At 68.2% G+C, this 19,618-nt stretch carries 16 protein-coding genes; 6 read left to right on the forward strand and 10 right to left on the reverse strand.

Annotation, left to right across the window (positions count from 1 at the left end):
• Nucleotides 1–60: 60 nt before the first annotated feature.
• The 5 genes from KF709_05095 to KF709_05115 form a co-directional block, all read right to left on the reverse strand.
• A complete protein-coding gene (locus KF709_05095; GenBank protein ID MBX3173764.1) occupies nucleotides 61–1,098 on the reverse strand; it encodes a hypothetical protein in 1,038 nt (345 codons plus the stop codon).
• Nucleotides 1,095–2,750 (reverse strand): mechanosensitive ion channel family protein, encoded by a 1,656-nt coding sequence (locus KF709_05100; GenBank protein MBX3173765.1) that lies wholly within the window; start codon nucleotides 2,748–2,750, stop codon nucleotides 1,095–1,097. Before KF709_05100 ends, KF709_05095 begins: the two co-directional genes overlap by 4 nt.
• A complete protein-coding gene (locus tag KF709_05105) occupies nucleotides 2,750–3,682 on the reverse strand; it encodes a mechanosensitive ion channel (GenBank protein MBX3173766.1) in 933 nt (310 codons plus the stop codon). Before KF709_05105 ends, KF709_05100 begins: the two co-directional genes overlap by 1 nt.
• The gene (locus KF709_05110) at nucleotides 3,679–5,385 is read right to left on the reverse strand and encodes a sodium:solute symporter (GenBank protein MBX3173767.1); all 1,707 of its coding nucleotides are present in this window, start codon (nucleotides 5,383–5,385) and stop codon (nucleotides 3,679–3,681) included. Before KF709_05110 ends, KF709_05105 begins: the two co-directional genes overlap by 4 nt.
• A gap of 145 nt (nucleotides 5,386–5,530) precedes the next feature.
• A complete protein-coding gene (locus KF709_05115) occupies nucleotides 5,531–6,988 on the reverse strand; it encodes a PLDc N-terminal domain-containing protein (GenBank protein ID MBX3173768.1) in 1,458 nt (485 codons plus the stop codon).
• Nucleotides 6,989–7,150: 162 nt separating this feature from the next.
• Here KF709_05115 and KF709_05120 point away from each other — a divergent pair, with 162 nt between their 5' ends.
• The 4 genes from KF709_05120 to KF709_05135 are packed head-to-tail and all read left to right on the forward strand — an operon-like array spanning nucleotide 7,151 to nucleotide 11,485.
• Nucleotides 7,151–7,618: a (2Fe-2S)-binding protein gene (locus KF709_05120; GenBank protein MBX3173769.1), complete on the forward strand. Its 468-nt coding sequence runs from the start codon at nucleotides 7,151–7,153 to the stop codon at nucleotides 7,616–7,618.
• Nucleotides 7,619–7,626: 8 nt separating this feature from the next.
• Nucleotides 7,627–9,852, forward strand: a complete 2,226-nt coding sequence (locus tag KF709_05125) for a xanthine dehydrogenase family protein molybdopterin-binding subunit (protein MBX3173770.1) — start codon at nucleotides 7,627–7,629, stop codon at nucleotides 9,850–9,852.
• A gap of 1 nt (nucleotide 9,853) precedes the next feature.
• Nucleotides 9,854–10,882 carry an XdhC family protein gene (locus tag KF709_05130; protein ID MBX3173771.1) on the forward strand — a complete coding sequence of 343 codons (1,029 nt, stop codon included), beginning with the start codon at nucleotides 9,854–9,856 and terminating at the stop codon, nucleotides 10,880–10,882.
• A 15-nt stretch (nucleotides 10,883–10,897) separates the two neighbouring features.
• Nucleotides 10,898–11,485 carry a nucleotidyltransferase family protein gene (locus KF709_05135; GenBank protein MBX3173772.1) on the forward strand — a complete coding sequence of 196 codons (588 nt, stop codon included), beginning with the start codon at nucleotides 10,898–10,900 and terminating at the stop codon, nucleotides 11,483–11,485.
• Nucleotides 11,486–11,550: 65 nt separating this feature from the next.
• Here KF709_05135 and KF709_05140 read toward each other — a convergent pair whose 3' ends face one another.
• The 4 genes from KF709_05140 to KF709_05155 all read right to left on the reverse strand — a co-directional run bounded on the left by KF709_05140 (nucleotide 11,551) and on the right by KF709_05155 (nucleotide 15,496).
• On the reverse strand, nucleotides 11,551–13,134 hold the full coding sequence (locus KF709_05140; GenBank protein MBX3173773.1) for a PDZ domain-containing protein: 1,584 nt from the start codon (nucleotides 13,132–13,134) through the stop codon (nucleotides 11,551–11,553).
• A complete protein-coding gene (locus KF709_05145; GenBank protein MBX3173774.1) occupies nucleotides 13,131–14,321 on the reverse strand; it encodes a hypothetical protein in 1,191 nt (396 codons plus the stop codon). Before KF709_05145 ends, KF709_05140 begins: the two co-directional genes overlap by 4 nt.
• A gap of 105 nt (nucleotides 14,322–14,426) precedes the next feature.
• Entirely contained in the window at nucleotides 14,427–14,795 is a 369-nt protein-coding gene (locus tag KF709_05150) for a DUF393 domain-containing protein (GenBank protein MBX3173775.1), read from the reverse strand.
• On the reverse strand, nucleotides 14,792–15,496 hold the full coding sequence (locus tag KF709_05155) for a hypothetical protein (protein ID MBX3173776.1): 705 nt from the start codon (nucleotides 15,494–15,496) through the stop codon (nucleotides 14,792–14,794). Before KF709_05155 ends, KF709_05150 begins: the two co-directional genes overlap by 4 nt.
• Before the next feature lie 70 nt (nucleotides 15,497–15,566).
• On the opposite strand from KF709_05155, the gene KF709_05160 reads away from it, so the two are divergent.
• The gene (locus KF709_05160) at nucleotides 15,567–16,367 is read left to right on the forward strand and encodes a lysophospholipase (GenBank protein ID MBX3173777.1); all 801 of its coding nucleotides are present in this window, start codon (nucleotides 15,567–15,569) and stop codon (nucleotides 16,365–16,367) included.
• A 9-nt stretch (nucleotides 16,368–16,376) separates the two neighbouring features.
• On the opposite strand, the gene KF709_05165 is transcribed toward KF709_05160, so the two are convergent.
• The gene (locus tag KF709_05165; GenBank protein ID MBX3173778.1) at nucleotides 16,377–18,245 is read right to left on the reverse strand and encodes a peptidase; all 1,869 of its coding nucleotides are present in this window, start codon (nucleotides 18,243–18,245) and stop codon (nucleotides 16,377–16,379) included.
• 131 nt (nucleotides 18,246–18,376) lie between these two features.
• On the opposite strand from KF709_05165, the gene KF709_05170 reads away from it, so the two are divergent.
• A complete protein-coding gene (locus tag KF709_05170) occupies nucleotides 18,377–19,609 on the forward strand; it encodes a magnesium transporter (protein MBX3173779.1) in 1,233 nt (410 codons plus the stop codon).
• Nucleotides 19,610–19,618 lie beyond the last annotated feature (9 nt).

The raw sequence follows: 19,618 nt of genomic DNA on the forward strand, positions 1-19,618 counted from the left end.
GCGGGCGGCAGGGGTTATGCAGGGGCGGATGAATATCCTGCCGGTGGCCGGCCGACGATCCTAGAGGACCAGCTGCACGCTGAGCACCACTCGGTAGCGGTCCAGTGCGTGGTCCCGCAGCGGCACGAACCAATTGAACTGCAGCTGCGTCGCGCGCGTCGGCCAGTGGTTCCAGCCGAGGACGAGGTCGTCGACGTCGCCGGCCAGGCGATCGGCGCGCAGCACGTCCCAGCGCAGGAGGATCTGGTCGTCCGCGTCGAGCGAGTAACCAAGCGTGCCTTGCCAACCTTCGGGAACGAATCGCGTTCCGCCGGCGGAATCGAGCTCCGCGCGGATGTACTCGGCGCCGAACATCCACCGTTCGCCGCGGCGCCAGGTCTCTGCGCCGTACAGGCGCCGGCTGCCCGCGTAGCTGGAGACCAGGTTGCCGATCGCGGCGTTGCTGTCGCGGCTCGTTGCCGCATTGACGGCCAGCTCCCAGCCACCCTGCACACCCCGCGTCGGCTTCACGAGCCACACGCCGACGCGGCCGGTGAACATCAGGTCGTTGTCGTCATTGCCGCTGTGCGTCGCGTTGCCGTTGAAGGCGCCAGCCGCGAGCTCCACGCGACCCCCGGCCGCCGACTTCCGCGCCTGCACACCCATCTGCCGCGCCGGCGCGAGGGCAAGTGCTACGGATGAGCGTGCGGCGAAGTCCGCGTCGCTGATGGCAAGGATCCACTCGCGGCTGAAGTCGGCCTTGAAGCGCCCGAGGTCCACCAGGAACGTCGGGGAAAACCGCTTGCCAACCCGCACGTCCAGCAGGGCCGGCGAGCGCGTCACACCGGTCTGCAGCTGATAGCGCCATCCACCATCGAGTTCGCCAGCGATCCCAAGCCGAGCCTCGAAGACCTGGAAGCCGTTCGCGCCACGCGCGACGCGCTCGGGCTGGTAGTCGCCGAAGGCGCGGATGAGCGCGTTCACGCGAAGGCCCGGCTGCCGCCAGCGCGCGAGGATGGAGTCGAGGATCGGCTCGGGCGATTGCGGCGCGGGCATCTGCGCCCGTGCTGGCGGCGCGAGCAGCGCGGCGACGGCAAGCACCGCCACCGCGCGCATCACGGACTGTTCCTGGTCGACTCGACGCGGAACGAGGGCGGGACGTAGTCCTTGGCGAGGTGCTCGGCGGGTATCGTGACCACGTTGCCGTCGCGCAGGGCCTTGTAGTGCGGCGACATGATCTCCACGCCGGCCGCGTTGAAGGCGTCCTGGATGTTCGCGTGCAACTCGCCATAGACGCGTGCCATCGCCTTCGCATTGGCCGTGTAGGCGTTGAGCTCGTAGCTCACGTAGAAGTCATCGAGGCTCGTCTGCACCACGAATGGCGCAGGCTCCGCCTGCACATCCTTTGTCGCCTTTGCGGCGTCAGTCAACAATTGGTGCACCTGTCGCCACGGCACATCGTAGCCGATCGTCACGCCGGTGTGCAGGATGATGCCGGGTCCGGACGCCAGCGCCGTGAAGTTGAGCACGTGCGTGCTCAGCACCATCGCGTTCGGAATGGTCACGTCCACGTTCTTGATGGTGCGCACCCGGGTGACGAGCAGCGACTTGGCGATCACGTCGCCCGTGGTCTCCCCGATGCGTACGCGGTCACCGACGTTGAAGGCCCGCGTATACGTCAACACGGTACCCGCCACGATGTTCGCAATGGCGGACGACGAACCGAATGACACCAGCACGCCGAGGAACAGCGACACGCCCTTGAAGGCGTCGGAGTCCGCGCCCGGCAGGTACGGGAACATCACCACCCCGACAAAGGCGATGATGAGGAAGCGCACGATCTTGTACGTGGGGTCTGCCCACTCCCGCTCGAAGCCGCCGAGGTGCAGCGTGCCGCTGCCCAGCGCATTGAAGACCAGCCGCACGACCTTAAGCGCGTAGCGCGCCACGAACACGATGATGGCGATGAACAGCAGGTTCGGCAGGTAGTTCGCGATGGCGCCGAGCACGCGTCCCAGGGGGTCGAGCACATAGCCGACGAGCCTGTCCGAGTAGCGCTGCGTCCAAGGGAAGAAGCTGAGGACCAGCGGCAGGTAGAAGTACAGCAGCGTGATGATGCCGACGACCCGCAACCCGCGGACGGTTCCCGTCAGGACGTTGGCCACGTTCTGCGCGGACACGAGCTCGATGGTCCGGATGCGGACCCCGGGGATGCGTCCATCGCGGCGCGATTCGACCATCGTCTCGAGGCGCTCGGTCCCACGCCGCAGCAGGCGCAACAACACGACCAGCACTGCCGTGGCGATGAGTGTCCAAAGGAGGCCGAAGGCGATTGCCTTGAGGGTTGCCTGGATGGAGACACGGCCCAGCTCGTCGAACAGTGCGACGCGGTACGCCTGCGCCAACTGCGCGCGTGATCGGCCGGCCGCGGCCGCATCCTGCTCCGTGACCGACATCAGCACGAGGTCGCCCGCGAGGATGTCCGTCGATTGCTCGCCGACGGCCAAGGTCAGCGAGTCGAGGCGTTCGCGCGTGAGGCGCAGCATCCGCGCCTCGATTGCATCGGCGCGCTCGGCGGCCGTGAAGGCGCCCGAGGCTGCCGTGATGAGCAGGACCGTGTCGCCGCGGACGATGACCGGCGCCGCGACGGCGCTGCTGTCCACGGGACGCCCCGGGATCTCCTGCCGGGACTCCTGGGCGGCATCCAGGTCCGACTCTTGGGCGACGAGCGGTGCCCCCCAAAGGGCAAGGCCCAGCAACAGTGAGCGCATCAACGGGGCTCCGATTTCAGTTGCACCGCGAGAGGCGGTGCTCCCACCAGCTCAAATGTCGCCGAGGCAATCTGGATCCGCCCACCGGAGGCATCGAACGCATCAAGAATACGCGAGAAGATCTCGTCGCGCGTCGCGCGGCGACGTCGGTAGTCCACGATGTAGCGCACGGTGAACTCGATCCAGTTGTCCGTCGCCCGGAGGTGGACCATCGGCTCGATGCGCGCGTCCTCGATGCGGTACTTGCGGACCACCGCGGCCCAGGTGCGACGCCCCGCATCCACGGTGTCGCGCGTAACCTCGTTGGCCACGTTCTGCAGGATGCTGCGCGCCTCGTGACGGTCCGACCGGTAGGTGATGGGCACCTTGAGCTCGTCCCACAGGAACGGGAAGTCGGCCGAGTAGTTCACGACCGGTTCCTTGAACACGAAGCTGTTGGCCACGCGCACGATGCGGCCGTTGTAGAGGTCGCCATCCACCCACTGGCCACACTCCATCAGGGTCGTACGAAGGATGCCGATGTCGATGACGTCGCCCTTGATGCCACCGAGCTGCACGCGGTCGCCCGGTGCGTAAAAGCCGCCAAAGAGCACGGCCACCCAGCCGGCCACCGAGGCAATCACTTCCTGCAGGGCGAAGGCGATGCCGGCACCGGCCACGCCGAAGGCGACGGTGAGGCCACCCAAGCGGCCCGAGAGGCTGCTCAACACGAGCGCAATGCCGAGCGCGGCGGCCACGAAGGTGATAGCCTTTCGCACACGATAGCGCAGGTCCGCATCGCCGATGTGCGAGGACGCCGCGTGCCGGGCGAAGCGTGCGCCCACGACGATCGCCACCAGCGCGAGCAGGACGATGACCAGGCGCTCCCCGCCACCTGAGAAAAACCAGTTGCTCAGGAAGTTCACGAGGTCTCGGCCCACGTTCTCGCTCACACACCCGCTCCCGCATCAACGGCTGCCGCGTCACCGCGTGGCCACACCGCGCTCAGAAGGCTGCCGACCACCACGACCGTCAGCGCACCAATCACGTTGTGCCAGAGAAAGGACACCTGCGGTGCCCCGAATGTGACGGCCGCAACCGTGGACATGCCGACCACCAGGCCGACCACCGCCCCGACGCCACGCGCCCAGGGAATCATGGCGAGCATGAAGACGCCGAGGATAGACCCGTAGAAGAACGACCCGAAGCGGTTCACCACCTCGATCAGCGAACCCAGCGACGCGGCGCGCGTGGCGACCACGCAGGCAAACAGGCCCCAGAACGCGGTCATCAGGCGCCCCGCGAACAGATAGTGCGCATCGGAGCCGTCGCGCTTGAACCATCGCTGGTAGAAGTCCACCACGCTGGCCGTGGCCAAGGAGTTGAGCTCGGCGGCAATGCTCGACATCGCTGCCGCCAATACCGCGGCGAGGAACAGGCCGGCCAAGCCGAGCGGCAGGTGGTCGAGGACGAATCGCGGCACGATGTAGTTCACGTCGCGCGTCGGCGCGCCGATCACCTGTTCGGCGCGCCGCAGCGCCTCCGCGCGCACGGCCGCGGCCTCTCGGTCGGCGTCCGCGAAGCGTGCGAGGGCGGCGGCGGTGGCGGCTTCGTTGCCCTGGTCGCGCAGCGCCGGCATGCTGGTGGCGAGGTCGCGACGGCGATTCAGCAGCTCGCCGTAGCGCTGGTCCAGCGTTGCGAACTCCGCTGGCGCCGCCGCACGCGCCGCGCGGTCGTGCGTGGGATTCCACAGCAACGGGCTCGGCTGAAACGCGTAGTAGAGGAAGATCAACACGCCGACGAGCAACACCAGCGCCTGCAGCGGAATCTTCCAATACGCGCTCATCAGCAGCGAGCTGCGGGCCTCGTCCACGGAGCGCGCGGCGAGATAGCGCTGTACCTGGCTCTGGTCGGCGCCGAAGTACGAGAGCATCAGGAAGGTCCCGCCGATGATGCCCGACCAGAAGGTGTAAGTCTCGTTGATGTTGAACGAGAAGTCGAACACGCGCATGCGACCGGTCGCACCGGCGATCATCAGGGCATCATCCATCGGCACCGGCATCCGGAGCACGAGCACGGCGACGACTCCCAGCAGCGCGAGCACAATCACGAACATCTGCTTCACATCCGCCCAAGTCACCGCGCCCACGCCGCCGACCGCCGTATAGGCAATTGTCGGCACGCCGATGATGGCCACCGACAGCCAGAGGTCCCAACCGAGTACGGCGGAGAAGATCACCGCCGGCGCGGCGATGATCGTGCCCGCCGACATCCCCCGCGAGCAGAGGAAGAGGAAGCTCGTCAACGAGCGCGTCGCGGGATTGAAGCGCCGCTCGAGATACTCGTAGGCCGTGTACACCTTGGCGCCGTGCAGGAATGGCACCAGCGTGACGCCAAGGATGACCATCGCCAACGGCAGGCCAAAGTAGAACTGCACGAAGCGCAGTCCGTCCGTGGCACCCTGCCCCGTGGTGCCGATCAGTGTGATGGCCGAGAGCTGCGTGGCCATGACGGAGAGGCCGACGGCCCACCACGGCAGCGAGCGATTGGCGAGGAAGTAGGCCTGGATGTTCGTGGCGCCACGCGAGCGGCGCATGCCGTCGCCGACCACCCACAGGAGATACGCCACGACGACCAGCCAATTGATCCAATGCATCGGCTAGCCCGCGTAGCGCGACTGCAGCGCCCACAGCAACAGCAGCGCCACGGCCTGGATGATGAGGACGCGCAACAGCGTCTCCCGCACTCGGTTCGAGCTCATGCCTCAAGCTACGCAGCGAACCGGATGTGAGCGAGGCGCGTCAGAGGTAGGGCGACAGGATGCGCGCCAATCCGTGTCCGAGTTTCACGGGGATCGGGCGGGCATCGACGTCGGCCAGCGTGACCTCCCGCCCCGCGACGATTCGATTCGCGACGATGTCATCGAGGGACGAGGCCAGGTCGGGGTCGTGGACCTCGACATCAAGCTCGAAGTTCAGCCGCAGCGACCGCGGATCCCAGTTGGAGGACCCAAAGAGCGCCCACTCGCGGTCCACCACCATCAGCTTGGTATGATCGAACGGCAGCGGCGTCACGAACACGCGGCAACCCGGGCGCAGCACCTGCCAGAGCTGCGCCGTCGCTGCCCACTGCACCATCGGGATGTTCACCTTGGCCGGTAGGACGATGTCCACCTCGACACCGCGCAGCGCCGCCACGCTGAGGGCGGAGATCAGCGGCTGCTCGGGCAGGAAGTACGGCGTCACGATGCGCACGCGCTCGCGCGCCACGGACAGCGCGCCCAACAGCACGGTGCGCAGGATCTCGATGTCGCCGTCGGGACCGTCTGTGAAGCACCGCGCGGTGGTCTCACCCGCGCGCGGCAACGGCGGATACCAGCCGTCACCGTCCAGCACCTCGCCCGTGGTGAACGCCCAGTCCTCGCTGAACACCTCCTGCAGCTGCCCAACCACGGGCCCCTCGAGGCGGAAATGCAGGTCGCGCACCAACCGCTTCGGCGCCAGGGCGTGGATGTTGCGCTCCTGGATGTTGATGCCGCCGGTGAAGGCCACGCGCCCGTCCACCGTGAGCACCTTGCGGTGCGAGCGCAGGTTGAAGAAGGCGAGGCCCGCATCGCGAACCTTTGGCAGGAACAGCTCGCTCCTCACCCCGGCGCGGCGTAACACCTTGTGCACGGAAGGTTGGGTGTAGCGCACGCCGAAGCCATCCACGAGCACGCGCACGTCCACGCCGCGCTTCGTCGCGCGCGCGAGCGCATCCACGAACTGCATCCCGGCCCGATCCGCCCCGAAGATGTAGCTGGCCAAGGCCACCGTTCGCTCGGCGCTGTCAATCGCCGCAATCATCGCCGGATAGGCTTCATCGCCGTTGTGCAGCACCTGCACCGCGTTGCCGGTCAGCAGGGGCCGCCCGCTCATCGCCTCGCCAAGTCGGGCGAAGGGCTTCATCTGCTCGGAAACGGTCGCCTCAGTCCCCACCCGCGCGATCGCCGTGGCCATCGGTGTCGAGAGCGGCAGCCGCCTGCGCTCCCGCTGCAGCTCGGCGGCCCGCCGGCGGATGCGGTTCAGGCCGAGTCCCGCGTAGAGCACCGCGCCGACGACCGGCGTCAACCAGATCACGCCCGTCCACGCAATCACGGCGCGCACATCGCGCTTCCGCAGGATCACGTTGGCCGTGGCCGCGAGGTTGAACGCCAGCACGATGGCGCCTGTCGCATAGGGCCACCAACCGGGCAGGTCTCTGAGGAAGCCGAAGGTCATCCGCGCTGTGGGACTCGGGGGATAGGTGAAATCCTCGCTCCCGCGCGCCCGGAGGCAACCCTCGGTATGCCTCGCGCGTACGGAGAGGAGGTGCGGACCGCGTTGCACGACCCCGCGGCCCGCGCCAACTTGCACCCATCTCTCCGACCGGAGTCAGTTGCGATGCCCGTCTCGTTCACGGTCAACGGCACCCGCCGCACGGTGGATGTGCCCGCCGACACCCCCCTCCTCTGGGTCCTCCGGGACGCCCTCGACCTCAAGGGCACCAAGTTCGGCTGTGGGGTCGCCCAGTGCGGTGCCTGCACCGTTCATATGAACGGCACGCCGACCCGCTCCTGTGTACTGCCGGTGGCGGCGGTCGAGGGCGCGAGCATCACTACTATAGAAGGGCTCTCCGCCGACGGCTCCCACCCGCTGCAGAAGGCGTGGATGGAGCTCGACGTGCCGCAGTGCGGCTACTGCCAGGCCGGTCAGTTGATGTCGGCCGCCGCGCTGCTTGCGCGCACGCCGAAGCCGAGCGACGCGGACATCGACGCCGCGATGAACGGCAACCTGTGCCGCTGCGCGACCTACGCGCGCATCCGGGAAGGCATCCACCGCGCCGCGGCCATCGCCGCGAACAACGAGTGAGGCCGACGATGACCAGCACACTCGATCGCCGCGACTTCCTGCGCGTCAGTTCCGTGGCCGGCGGCGGCCTCCTCCTCGGCGCCTGGCTCGACTACTCGCGTCCTGGCACGCTGCACGCGGCCACGCCGGCTGCAGCCGATGCCGACTTCACGCCGAATGCGTTCATCCGCATCACGCGCGACGGCAAGATCACCATCATGGCCAAGAACCCCGAGGTCGGTCAGGGCGTGAAGACCTCGCTGCCGCAGCTGATCGCCGAGGAGCTCGATGTGCCGTGGGAGTCGGTGAGCATCGAGCAGGCCGACTCCGACGAGCGCCTCTATGGACGACAGGTGGCGGGTGGCAGCACGTCCACGCCGACGAACTGGGAACCGCTGCGTCGTGCCGGCGCAGTGGGGCGCGCCCTCATGATCACCGCCGCGGCACAGCAACTGGGTGTGCCGGAAGCGGAGCTGACCACGAATGGCGACGGGCGCGTGCACCATCACGGTTCGCGCCGGATGCTCAGCTATGCCGAGCTCTCTGAACGAGCGGCTGCGCTGCCGGCGCCGAACCCGACGTCCGTGCGGATGAAGGACCCGAAGGACTACAGGATCATCGGCCAAGCCATTCCTGGCGTGGACAACCAGGCCATCGTGACTGGCAAGCCACTCTTCGGCATCGACGTCACGGTGCCGGGGATGCTGCACGCGGTCCTCGAGAAGGCACCCGTATTTGCCGCCAAGGTCGCGAGCGCCAATCTGGACGAAGTGAAGCGCCAGCCCGGCGTGAAGGACGCCTTCGTGATTGATGGTGGCACGCAACTCGCCGGCCTGCTCGGCGGTGTGGCGATCGTCGCCGACACGGTGTGGAACGCCCGCAAGGCGCGGCAGGCCCTGCGCGTCACCTGGGCCGACCACCCGACGGCACAACAGGGCACGGTGCAGTTCCGCGCCAAGGCGAAGGAGCTCTTCGCCGCCGCGCCGCAGCTCACCATCCACCGCGTCGGTGACGTGGACGCCGCCCTGCGCCGCGGCACCGTGGTCGAGGCCGAGTACGAGTATCCGTTCCTCGCCCACGCGCCGCTCGAGCCGATGAACTGCACGGCGCACTTCGCCAACGGCAAGCTTGAGATCTGGGCGCCGACGCAGAACCCACAGAGCGGACGCAGCCTCTGCGCCAACACACTGGGCATCGACGGCGGCGACATCACCATTCATATGACGCGCATCGGCGGCGGTTTCGGCCGCCGGTTGAACAACGACTATATGGTGGAAGCCGCGTGGATCTCACGCGTGGTCGGCGCGCCGGTGAAGCTGCTGTGGACCCGCGAGGACGACACGCGGCACGATTTCTACCGTCCGGCAGGCTTCCACAAGCTGCGCGGTGCGGTGGATGCGGCGGGCAAGCTCGATGCCTGGGAAGGCCACTTCGTGACCTTCGGCGAGGGCGAGCGCTACGCGCCGTCGGCCAACCTCAGCGGCACCGAGTTCCCCGCGCATTTCGTGCCGAACGCGGCGATCCACGTCTCGACAATGCCGCTTGGCGTGCCGACTGGTTTCCTGCGCGCGCCCGGCAGCAACGCCTTGGCCTGGGTCTTCCAATCGTTCATCGACGAACTCGCGCACGCGGCCAAGAAGGATCCCGTGCAGTTCCGGCGCGAGCTGTTGGATGCGTACGTGGCCCCACCGCCGCCGGCGCCGGGCACGCGGCCCGCGGGCGGGCCTTCGCTCGATGCGCCGCGCATGCGCGGCGTGCTGGACCTTGTCGTCGAGAAGTCGGGCTGGGGCACCCGCCAACTGCCGCGCGGCACGGGCATGGGTGTGGCCTTCCACTTCAGCCATCGCGGGTACTTCGCGGAGGTGGTGCAGGCGACGGTCTCGCGTGACGGTACGCTCAAGGTCGACAAGGTCTGGGTGGCCGGCGACGTCGGCGCGCACATCATCAACCCCAGCGGTGCGGTGAACCAGGTGCAGGGCTCGGTGCTCGACGGCATCTCCGAGGCGCTGGCCCAGGAGATCACGATTGAGAACGGCGCCGCCGTGCAGAGCAACTTCCACGACTTCCCGCTGATCCGTCTCACGCAGGCGCCGCCGGTCGAAGTGCACTTCCGCACCAGCGACAACTCCCCCACGGGTATGGGCGAGCCCGCACTACCGCCCGTGGTGCCCGCGCTGACCAACGCCATCTTCGCGGCGACGGGCAAGCGTATCCGCACGCTGCCGCTCAAGCACCACGATCTCTCTTGGAGCTGACGTGAAGCAGTGGTTGGAGACGCGCCAGGTGCTGGACCAGCTCGCCGCATGGCACGCGGCGGGCCAGCCCTGCGCGTTGGCGACGGTCATCCGTGTGCGCGGCTCGGCGTACCGACACGAGGGCGCCAAGATGGTCGTGGCAGCGGACGGGCGCGTGGTGGGCAACGTGTCGGGCGGCTGCCTCGAGGCCGATGTGCGCGAGGTGGCGCTGGGGGTGATCCGCACGGGAGTCGCCGAGCGTCGCGAGTACTGCGGCAGTGTGGACGAAATCCAGGCCTGGGACCTCGGTGTGGGCTGCGAGGGTGTGGTGGAGTTGTTGATCGAGCCGGTTCGCGACGCACGGGAAGCCGAGCGCAAGGCGCTCGACGCGGAGGAGGCCTTTGTCGTCGAGACGCAGTTGGAGTCGTTGGCGCGCCGAGTGCGCCGCGACGATGCATCTGGTCGTGCCTCGGGCCTGGAGGGCGAAGGCGATGAGACTGCGTTTGTCGAGCGTCTGACGCCGCCCCCGCGCGTGCTGATTGTCAGCGCTGGAGACGATGCACGGCACTTGGCGCGCCTTGCCGTCGAGGTCGGCTTCCGCGTGGTGGTGGCAGACCGCCGTCCCGGACTGCTCACCGAACAGCGATTCCCTGCCCCGATCCGCCGCGTACTGGTCGACGCGACGTCCATCGGCGAGCGCGTCGTGCTCGACGCCGAGTCGTTCGCCGTGGTGATGACGCACAACTACGCCGACGACACGGACTATCTCCGCGCGCTGCTGGCAAGTCCGCTACGCTACCTCGGCGTGCTTGGGCCGCGTCAGCGCACCGCGCGCATGCTTGAGACGCTGCGCGCCGAAGGACCGGTCGACGAGTCGCGGATCTTCGGTCCGGTCGGACTCGACATCGGTACCGACGGCGCCGAGCAGGTGGCGCTGGCCGTGGTGGCGGAACTGCTGGCCGTGCGCAGTGGCCGCAGGCCGCGCTCCCTGCGCGAACGACGCGCGCCGATCCACGTGGACGACGTTGCATCGCAGGCGCCGGCGCCCTGAGCAGTATCCGCCGCGATGACTGAGTCGTTGCGGGTGGCGGCCGTGGTGCTTGCCGCGGGCGCGTCGCGCCGGATGGGTCGCAACAAGCTGCTCTTGCCCATCGAGGGCGAGCCGATGGTGCACCGCACGGTGCGCCGAGTGCTCGACGCCGGCTGCTCGCCTGTGGTGGTGGTCACCGGCCACGAGTCCGACAAGGTACGGGCGGCACTCGCGCCGCTGGCGGTGACGTTCACCGAGAGTCCGGATCCCACGGGCCCGACCAGTGCGACGCTGCACGCTGGTATTCGCGCGCTTGGCGGCGATGTCGACGCCGTGCTCGTAATGCTCGCCGATATGGTGCAGGTGACGACGCCGATGCTGCGCGATGTCGTCGCGGCACTGCGTGAGTCGGAGGCGCCGTTGGCGGTCTCACGCTACGGCGACGTGTTGGCGCCGCCCCTTCTGTTCCGGCGCGCGCTGTGGCCGGAGCTGCTCGCGTGGACCGGTGAAGGTTGCGGCAAGGCGGTCGTTCGGGCGCATCAGGATGAAGCGCGGATGCGCGACTGGCCGGTGGAGGCACTGCGGGATGTGGACACGCCGGAGGACTACGAGTTGCTGCGCTGAGGGAACGCTAAAGGGGGCCGCCATCTGCGGCCCCCTTTAGCGTTCCGCCGACCGAAGCCGCGGGGCTACTTCGCCGCCGACGGCGCCTTGTCAAAGTGTCGCAGCGCGTCGCCAATATCCGGATCGATGCGCGCCTCCACTTGGTACAACCCGGGGTTCCCCCACTTGGCGAACGCCACCGCCTGCAGCAGCAGGCGCGTGAGCACCTTGTCGGCTTCCTCGCCGTCCGGCACAGTCGCCCCACGCTCCTGGGCCAAACCGCGGAATCCGCTGAGTGCGTCGGTGGCGAGCGTTGGCTTCGCCGCGAACTGATCGAGGTTCGACAGCGAGGCAGCGTTCGTGCTCACGTAGGTGCCCGCCCAGACCGTCGCAAGATCCATCTCGTTGATGCGCCGCACCCAGGCCGGTGCCGCGGGCGGACGCGTGGTGCGCACGTCGGGGAAGATGCCGCCGCCACCGTAGACGGTGCGCCCACCGGCGGTCTTGCACGAGGGACGCCCCACTGTGTCGCGCTCCACCGACGCGAGCCGGTAGTAGTTGCGCGACGTCGTGCCGCGGTAGTCACGCTGCACGGCGCGTCCGCAGGGCGTACGCACCTGTCCGATCACCAACACGAGCACCGAGCCGTCCGAGAGCGGGAATCCCCGCATCATCAGCGACTTGCCGAAGCTCGACTGCCCCACGATCAGCGCCCGATCGTGGTCCTGCAGCGCGCCGGCCACGAGCTCGGACGCGCTGGCCGTGCCGTCGTCGATCATCACCAGCATCGGGTACTGCCGCTCGCTGCGCCAGAACGAACGCTTGACGCGCCCCGTATCCACGGCGGACTGCCGACGGCCTTCCGACGTGTAGACCACCGCGCCCGTCGGCAGGAACTCGCCGGCGATGGTCGCGGCCTCGTCCACCGAGCCACCGCCGTTGCCCCGCAGGTCCATCACGAGGCGCTTCATCCCCGTGCGCTCGAGTCGCTGCACGGCGGCACGGAGGTCGGCCGCGACCTTCTCGCCCACGAAGGTCGTGATGCGCACGTAACCCGTGCTGTCATCGAGCATCACGGCGGCCGGTACCGCAGTCTCCTCGCCGAAGCGCTCGCGCTTCACCTCTCGGTCAAAGCGACGGTACGAGCCATCGGCATCGCGGCGCTCGAGTGTGAGCACCACCTTGCTGTTGCGCGGCCCCGAGAGCGTGATGTCCAACTCCAACGGACTCTCGGCCTGCATTGGCTTGCCGTCGATCGCAACCAGCTCATCGCCCGGCAGGATGTCTCGCCGGCGCGCGTCGGTGCCGGCGGCCACGTTGGAGACGATCGCCGAGCCGCCGACAAACGCGAATTCAATCGGCACGGGATGCAAGCGCCCCTGACGCAGCTGCTCCTCCTTGCCCGCCTCCAGGCGCACGGAGGGGATCACGTAGGAGTGCGGATCGGTGGCCTGCACCATCGCCTGGATCGCCGCCATGAAGAGCCGGTGCGAGTCCATCGAGTCCGGATGGTTGAGCCGGATCTGGTTGAACACCTGCGAGAACAACTGCAGGTCCTCGGCGGCCGTCCGCGGTCGCGTGACCGGCTTGGCTTCCTGCGCCGCAAGTGACGGCAGGGCTGCGACGACCGAGAGGGCCGCCGCCGCAACCGACGCCAACACGCGGCTCATTGGCCGCCGCCGATCGCCCGCAGCCGCGTGGTCGCCGCCTGCCGCTGCGGATGCCGACGTGCCGCCATCGCAAGGAACTTCTCGTACGCGGCCTTGGCCGCCGCCGTGTCCCCGGACTTCTCCAGCGCGGCCGCCAGCGCGAACTGCGGCGCGGCGTAGTACGGCTCGAGGTCAATCGCCTTCTTGAGCGGCTCCATGGCCTCCGCGGCCTGGCCGACCTGCAGCAGCAACTCGCCCTGCAGGAAGTGCACGAAGGCATCGGCCGGCGCCAACTCCACCGCCAGGGCCATCTCGCTGAGTGCCGTAACCGTATCCTTCGCGGCGAGCGCCAAGCGCGACAGCTCGACGTGCGCCGGATGGAACGAGAGATCCTCGGTCATTGCACGGCCGAAGGCCTCGCGCGCCTTCTCGGCGTCGCCCTTGCGCGCGTAGAGCAGTCCGAGGCTGTGCTCGTGCAGGGCCTTGGACGAATAAAAGATGACCTGGCGCTCCTTCTTCTCCTCGTCTCGCGAGAGGCGTTCCAAAGCCGAGGTGAAGTCGAAAACGGCCTCGTCAATGCGACCCGAGATCGCGTTCAGGCGTCCGCGCTCGATGTACAGGTACGAGGGATTCCTCGCCTGCCCGATCGCCTCCGAGTAAAGCTGGTCGGCGAGCACGACCTGTCCCTGGGCCGCGGCCATGCGTGCGCGGGTGCTGGGCGGAGACGCGTCCAGCCGCTGATTCACGTAGTGGTCGATCTCGCCCTGATTGATCCCGCTGGCGATGGCCTTGCGGTAGTAGTTGAACAGCACGGTCCGCGCGTGCCGCTCGTGCAGGAAGGGATCGAGTTGCAGTGCCTTGAAGTAGAGCGAGTCGTTGGACTGCATCTCGTCGGAAAACACCGTTCGCTCGTCACCCTGCATATAGCGCAGAAACACGGACTGGCGCTGCATCAGCCGAGCGGTGCGCAAGCCGTAGAGCGCGTCGGCGTTGCCCGGGTCAAGCCGCATCGCCCAGTAGTACGCCTCAGCAGCCGTGGTCGCGTTGTCCTCGACCGTGCGCGCCCCGTGATTCAGGTAGGCGTTCACATCGTTGGTGTCCGCAGTGGACGAGAGACGCGGCCGCCGGGGTTCGCGCCGATTCCGCTGAGCCTCGAGCGGAAGGGTGAGTACGCTGACGACCGCCAGCGCAACAAGAAGGACTCGCATGCAGGCTCCGATAGTGGGGGACTCCACGACCTCTGCCAAGATTCTCCACAGGACCGGGCAAAAGGTCAAGGGTGCTTTTGTGCCATGTCGGTGCCAACGCGCTCCCTACGAAACCACTTTTTTGCGGTGACGCGCCAAGAATCGGTAGGCCGCGTCCCTGATGCGGCGGGGGATGACTCGAGCGATTGCCGAGGCGAGCCGCCACCCGCCGCCGAGGTAGCTGCCAACGGCGAGCACGGCGTCCGAGTGGGTGAGCACACGGGGGGCCGATTGCGCCGACCGCTCAACCCAGACCAGCGAGTCGAGGCCTAGCAGCCACGGCTGCGTGCTCCGCAAGGCCTCTCCCTCCGGGCCTTGCAGCGAGAGCATCCGCAAGGTGCGCGTGCGGTCCCGACGATCAACAAACCAGGCGGTTCGCGTACACAGCGCGCACTCGGCGTCGAAGTACAGCTCCGGCGCCCGCGCCCCGGTCACGGGGCGACGCTGTCCACGGGCGGGAACCGTCCCGTGCGCAGGAAGGCCAGCGTCAGGGCAATGGCCGTGTCGTTGCGCATCACGAAGGCGTGGTTCGCGTCGACGATGACGTGCGCCGTCTCGTCCTTGAGGTGCGTCTCCTCGACCCGCACCTTGCCGTCGTGCGCCGCGGCGATGATACCCACGGGCACACCGATGGACGGCGGCAGCTTCTGCACCGTCGCGCTGGAGTCCGTGCGCAATTCGTCGATGGGCTCAAGCATCCAGCCAAGAATGCCGGCGTAGCGATCGGCGGACTTGGCACCCTGGTTGGGAGGCGCCATCAACACCACGCGCCCGACGCCGGCGGGTGGCTCGTCCTGCGCCAACATCCAGCGGATCAGGATGCCGCCGAGGCTGTGTCCCACAAAATGCACCGTGGTCGCGTCCCCGCGGGCGGCGTCGATCTCGCGACGCACCGTGGCACCGAGCTCGGGGATGCTGCAGCAGTAGCTGGAGTAGCCGATGTTGAGCACCGAGAACCCAGCGCCCTCGAGCGCTTCGGCGAGCGCGGACATCGAGCGCGGGGTGCGGCCCATCCCGTGGAGGATGACGACGAGGTCGCGCGAGCCCTGCGCAGCGCCGATGGACGGCGTCGCGACCAATAGCGCGAGCACGCTGAGTGCGAGCGAGACGATGAACGGGCGCATATTCCGGTGCACGGGACTCTCCTTCAACTTATGCGACGCCCACGTCCGGAGTTTCAGCCTGGCCATTCCGCAACACGCCACGATGTCCGATGGAACCGCGCTCGCCCTGCGCGAGTGGGGGCCTGAGGGACGGCGCGGCACCGTCGTGCTGGTGCACGGGCTCGGCGAGCACATCGGCCGCTACGAGCAGGTCGGCGCTTGGTTCGCGGCCCGCGGGTTCCGCGTGGTCGGGTACGACCAGCGCGGCCACGGTCAGTCGCCCGGACCTCGCGGACGCCTCCCGGCCAACGACACGCTGCTCCGTGACCTCGAGGAGATCGTGGGCCTCGCACGCGATGCCGATCGGCCGCTGCTGCTGCTCGGCCACTCGATGGGCGGCGCCGTCGTTGCGCGGTTCGTGGCCGAGGCGCGGCAGCCCGTGGACTTCTGCGTATTGTCGTCGCCAGCGCTGGCCGCGGACCTCGGCGTCGTGCAGCGCCTACAGCTGGCGATTGGCGAGCGGCTGGCGCCAGACCTCGCCCAAGGAAACGGCCTGGATCCGCACTACATCTCGCACGACGCCGCGGTGGTGCGCGCGTATATCGACGACCCCTCGGTGCACGACCGCATCTCCGCGCGCCTCGCGCGCGGCATCCTCGAGGCCGGTCGCATCGCGCTCGCTGCTGCCCCACGCTGGCGCGTCCCCACCCTGCTCCTCTACGCCGGCGACGACCACTTGGTCGCCTCGCACGGCAGCGATGCGTTCGCGGCCAGCGCCCCAGCCGAGGTCGTGGAGTCGGAGCGCTTCGACGCGCTCTACCACGAGATCCTCAACGAAGGGACGCTGGCCGCGCCCGTCTTCGCGCGGCTCGAGCGTTGGCTCGACGCGCGCCTGCCCGCCTAGCGCGACGCGCTAACGCTCGATCCGCACGGGTGCATCGGCGATGCCGCCGCGCGTGCTGGACACGCGGGCGTTCATCTCCGCCGGGCCATCGCCGGTGAGTCGCACCCGAACGGTGACAACCTTCGACTCGCGTCCGGCAAGCCAGAACTCCGTGCCGCGACCGATGCTGCGCGCACCGCGCCCCTCGACGGTCAGGAAGTCCGGCCGCACGATGTGCACGCGCTTGGCCTGCTCCAGCGCCGTGGGAATACGGCCGGTGTTGCGCACGGTCACGCGCACCTCGTGCGTGGCCGAGTCGGCGGAGGCGCGCACGCGGCGCACCTCGACATTGGCGATCTCGACCTTCGGCATCTCCATCGCCATCGCGAGGTTGAACATCGCCTGGTTGCGCGCCCACTTCTCGAGCACCTCCGGCGGACCGTTCTGCGACCAGAACTTCGGGTTAGGGCCGCCGACCTCGACCTCGCCAAGGTCCGGGTGCATCACCTTGGTCCACATCTGGTAGCCGGCGCCGCCGAAGTTCTCGTCGTTGTAGCGCAGCACCTCGTACTGGTCCCAGCGGCCGTCGCCGTTGTAGTCGCGCTCACGGCCGCCGTTCCAGAGTTCATCGCCATACCAGATCTGGCCCATCTGGAAGTAGCCGAAGTCCGGGCCGTGGCCGAACAGCGGATCCGGCTGGCCCTGCCCTGGCGGCGCAAAACGCGTCGCGTAGGTGAAGTACACATCGCCGGCCCAGGGATAGTTCGTATGCGAGAGGCCGACCGAGTCGAAGTACTGGAACAGCTTCAGGTCGCTCGGGAACATGCACTCCTTCTCGAGGCAGGTGCTGGGGCCGCGGAGATGCATCGGCACCTGCGTGTCCATCGAGTTGGTGACGCTGATGTTCGGATGGTGCAGCTGCCAGAGGAACACGGCGCGGGTCTCAGGCTCGGAGAGCGGGTACTCGCCGGCGCCGAACTGCGTCATGCCACGGCCGGTATTCTCGCGCTCGGGCCGCCAGTTGTACGGATAGTTGCGGTGCAGGTCGAGGCCACCGACACCGTCCTCGTTGATGAGGCCGTCCTTGTCGTTGTCGATGCCTTCCTGGAACATCAGGTAGTCGCCGTTGCCGCGGCCGACGGCGCGCATCAGGCGGCCCTTGGGGTCCAGCGAATCCACGACGTGCGTGCCCTTGCCGGGCCCGACGTACTGGCGCATCTGGCGGATGAAGCCGTCGCCATCGAGGTCCTCGCCCGGATCCTCATCGAGCAGGCCGTCGCCGTCGTTGTCGATCGGCCGCACCGAGCTGCGATTGGCCTGCGCCGTGAGCTTGTACATGTCGGCGCCGTCGGGATTGTTGTTCGGCCGCACATACAGCGCCTTCTCGTCCAGCAGCTTGGTGATGGCGGCGTCGCGTCCGTAGTTCTCGAGCACATGCCAGGCGAGATACAGCACGCTTTCGCTGGACGTGATCTCACCCGAATGCCGCCCGCCCTCGAAGTAGGCCGCCGGCTTGTCGGTGTGCTTGCCGGTCTTGGTGTTCGTGATGATCAGCTGCCAGATGGGCTGGCCGCCGAATGTGGTGCCCACCTGCACGCGCTCCACGAGGTCCGGCTTCTCACGGGCCCAGCGCTCCATCCAGTAGTTGAGCTCTTCCGTGGTGTGGTAGTGCTGGAAGTCCATCACGCCCCACTGCTTGGGCTGCACTTCCTTGTAGTTCGTCAGCGGGAAGGTCGACGAGGCGTCGCGCTGCCCGGGGATCGTGAGCACACGGCGCACGGTGTCGCGGGCAGCCCGTCCACCGAAGCCGCCCATCTGTGCGGTGAGGGCGACGGGGGCGAGCAGCGCGACGGTCAGCGCCAGCGAAGGGATGCCCAGCGCGCGGGGGGTTCCTGCCATCAGTGCGTCTCCGACGATGTGGGTGAATCCCCGAAGTTCGCCAATCCCACTGGTCACGTCCAGCGTTCGACTGGTGGCCCGTGTGGCGAGTCGGCAGATTCCCCGCCGAACCGCCAGCAACTGGAGTCGCCGTGAGCACCGGCCCGACGCGCCCATCGCGCACAACACGCACGCCTGACGACCTCGCCCGCGAGATCGCCGGACTCGGCAAGGCCGAGGCCGCCGATGTCCTCGAGCGCCTCGATGTCGAGACCGCAGCCGCCGTGCTGCAGGCCATCAACCCCGCCGTCGCCGGCGACATCATCCCCGAACTCGAGGCCGACAAGCGCGAGTCCTTGTTCAAGGCCGCGCCGATCGGCGTCACGCAACAGTGGTCGCTCAACCTCTCGTTCCCCGACGAGAGCGTGGGCCGCTTGATGGAGATGCCGCCCGCGGTATTCCGTCCGCACGAGACAGTTGGCTCGGCGACGGAGCGCATTCGCGCGCTGCCCAAGGGCGTGTTCTTCACCTACGCCTTCATCGTGGATGAGGACCGGGTGCTCACCGGGCTCGCCACGATGCGCGACCTGCTCACCACGGACGATGACGCGCGGCTCGACACCATCATGCTGCGCGACGTGTTCACGCTGCAGCCCGCCGAGCAAGTGTCCGATGCGATGGAAGCGGTGGTGCACCGGCACTTCCCCGTGTATCCGGTTGTGGACGATGCCGGACGACTGCTCGGCCAGGTGCGTGGCGCCGCGCTCTTCCAGGAGCGCGCCTTCGAACTCTCGGCGCAACCGGGCCGAATGGTCGGTGTCGACCAAGAGGAACGCCTCAATACGTCGTGGCCACGCTCGCTCAAGTTCCGGCATCCCTGGTTGCAGCTCAACCTGCTGACGGCGTTCCTTGCCGCCGGCGTCGTTGGGTTCTTCCAGAGCACACTGGACCAGATGGTGATTCTCGCGCTGTTCCTGCCGGTGCTCGCGGGTCAGTCGGGCAACACGGGCTGCCAGGCGCTCGCCGTGACGCTGCGCGGGATGACGCTCGGCGAGCTGGACCTCGGCGCCGGGCGCAAGCTGATCGCCAAGGAAGCACTGCTCGGCGTGCTGAACGGATTCCTCGTCGGGCTCGTGGCGGGCGCGGGGATGTATCTCGTGGCGCGCGCGCAGGGGAATCCGAATGCCATGGCACTGGCCGGGATCGTCGTCGCGGCGATGGTCGGCAGCTGCGTGATCAGCGGGGTGTCGGGCGCGCTGATCCCGCTGACGCTGCAGAAGGTGGGCGCGGATCCCGCCACGGCATCGAGCATCTTCCTGACGACGGCCACCGACGTCGCCAGCATGGGAATGCTACTCGGGCTGGCGACGCTGTTGCTGGTCTAGTCCGAGCCG

Source organism: Gemmatimonadaceae bacterium (assembly GCA_019637445.1).
Lineage (GTDB): Bacteria > Gemmatimonadota > Gemmatimonadetes > Gemmatimonadales > Gemmatimonadaceae > Pseudogemmatithrix.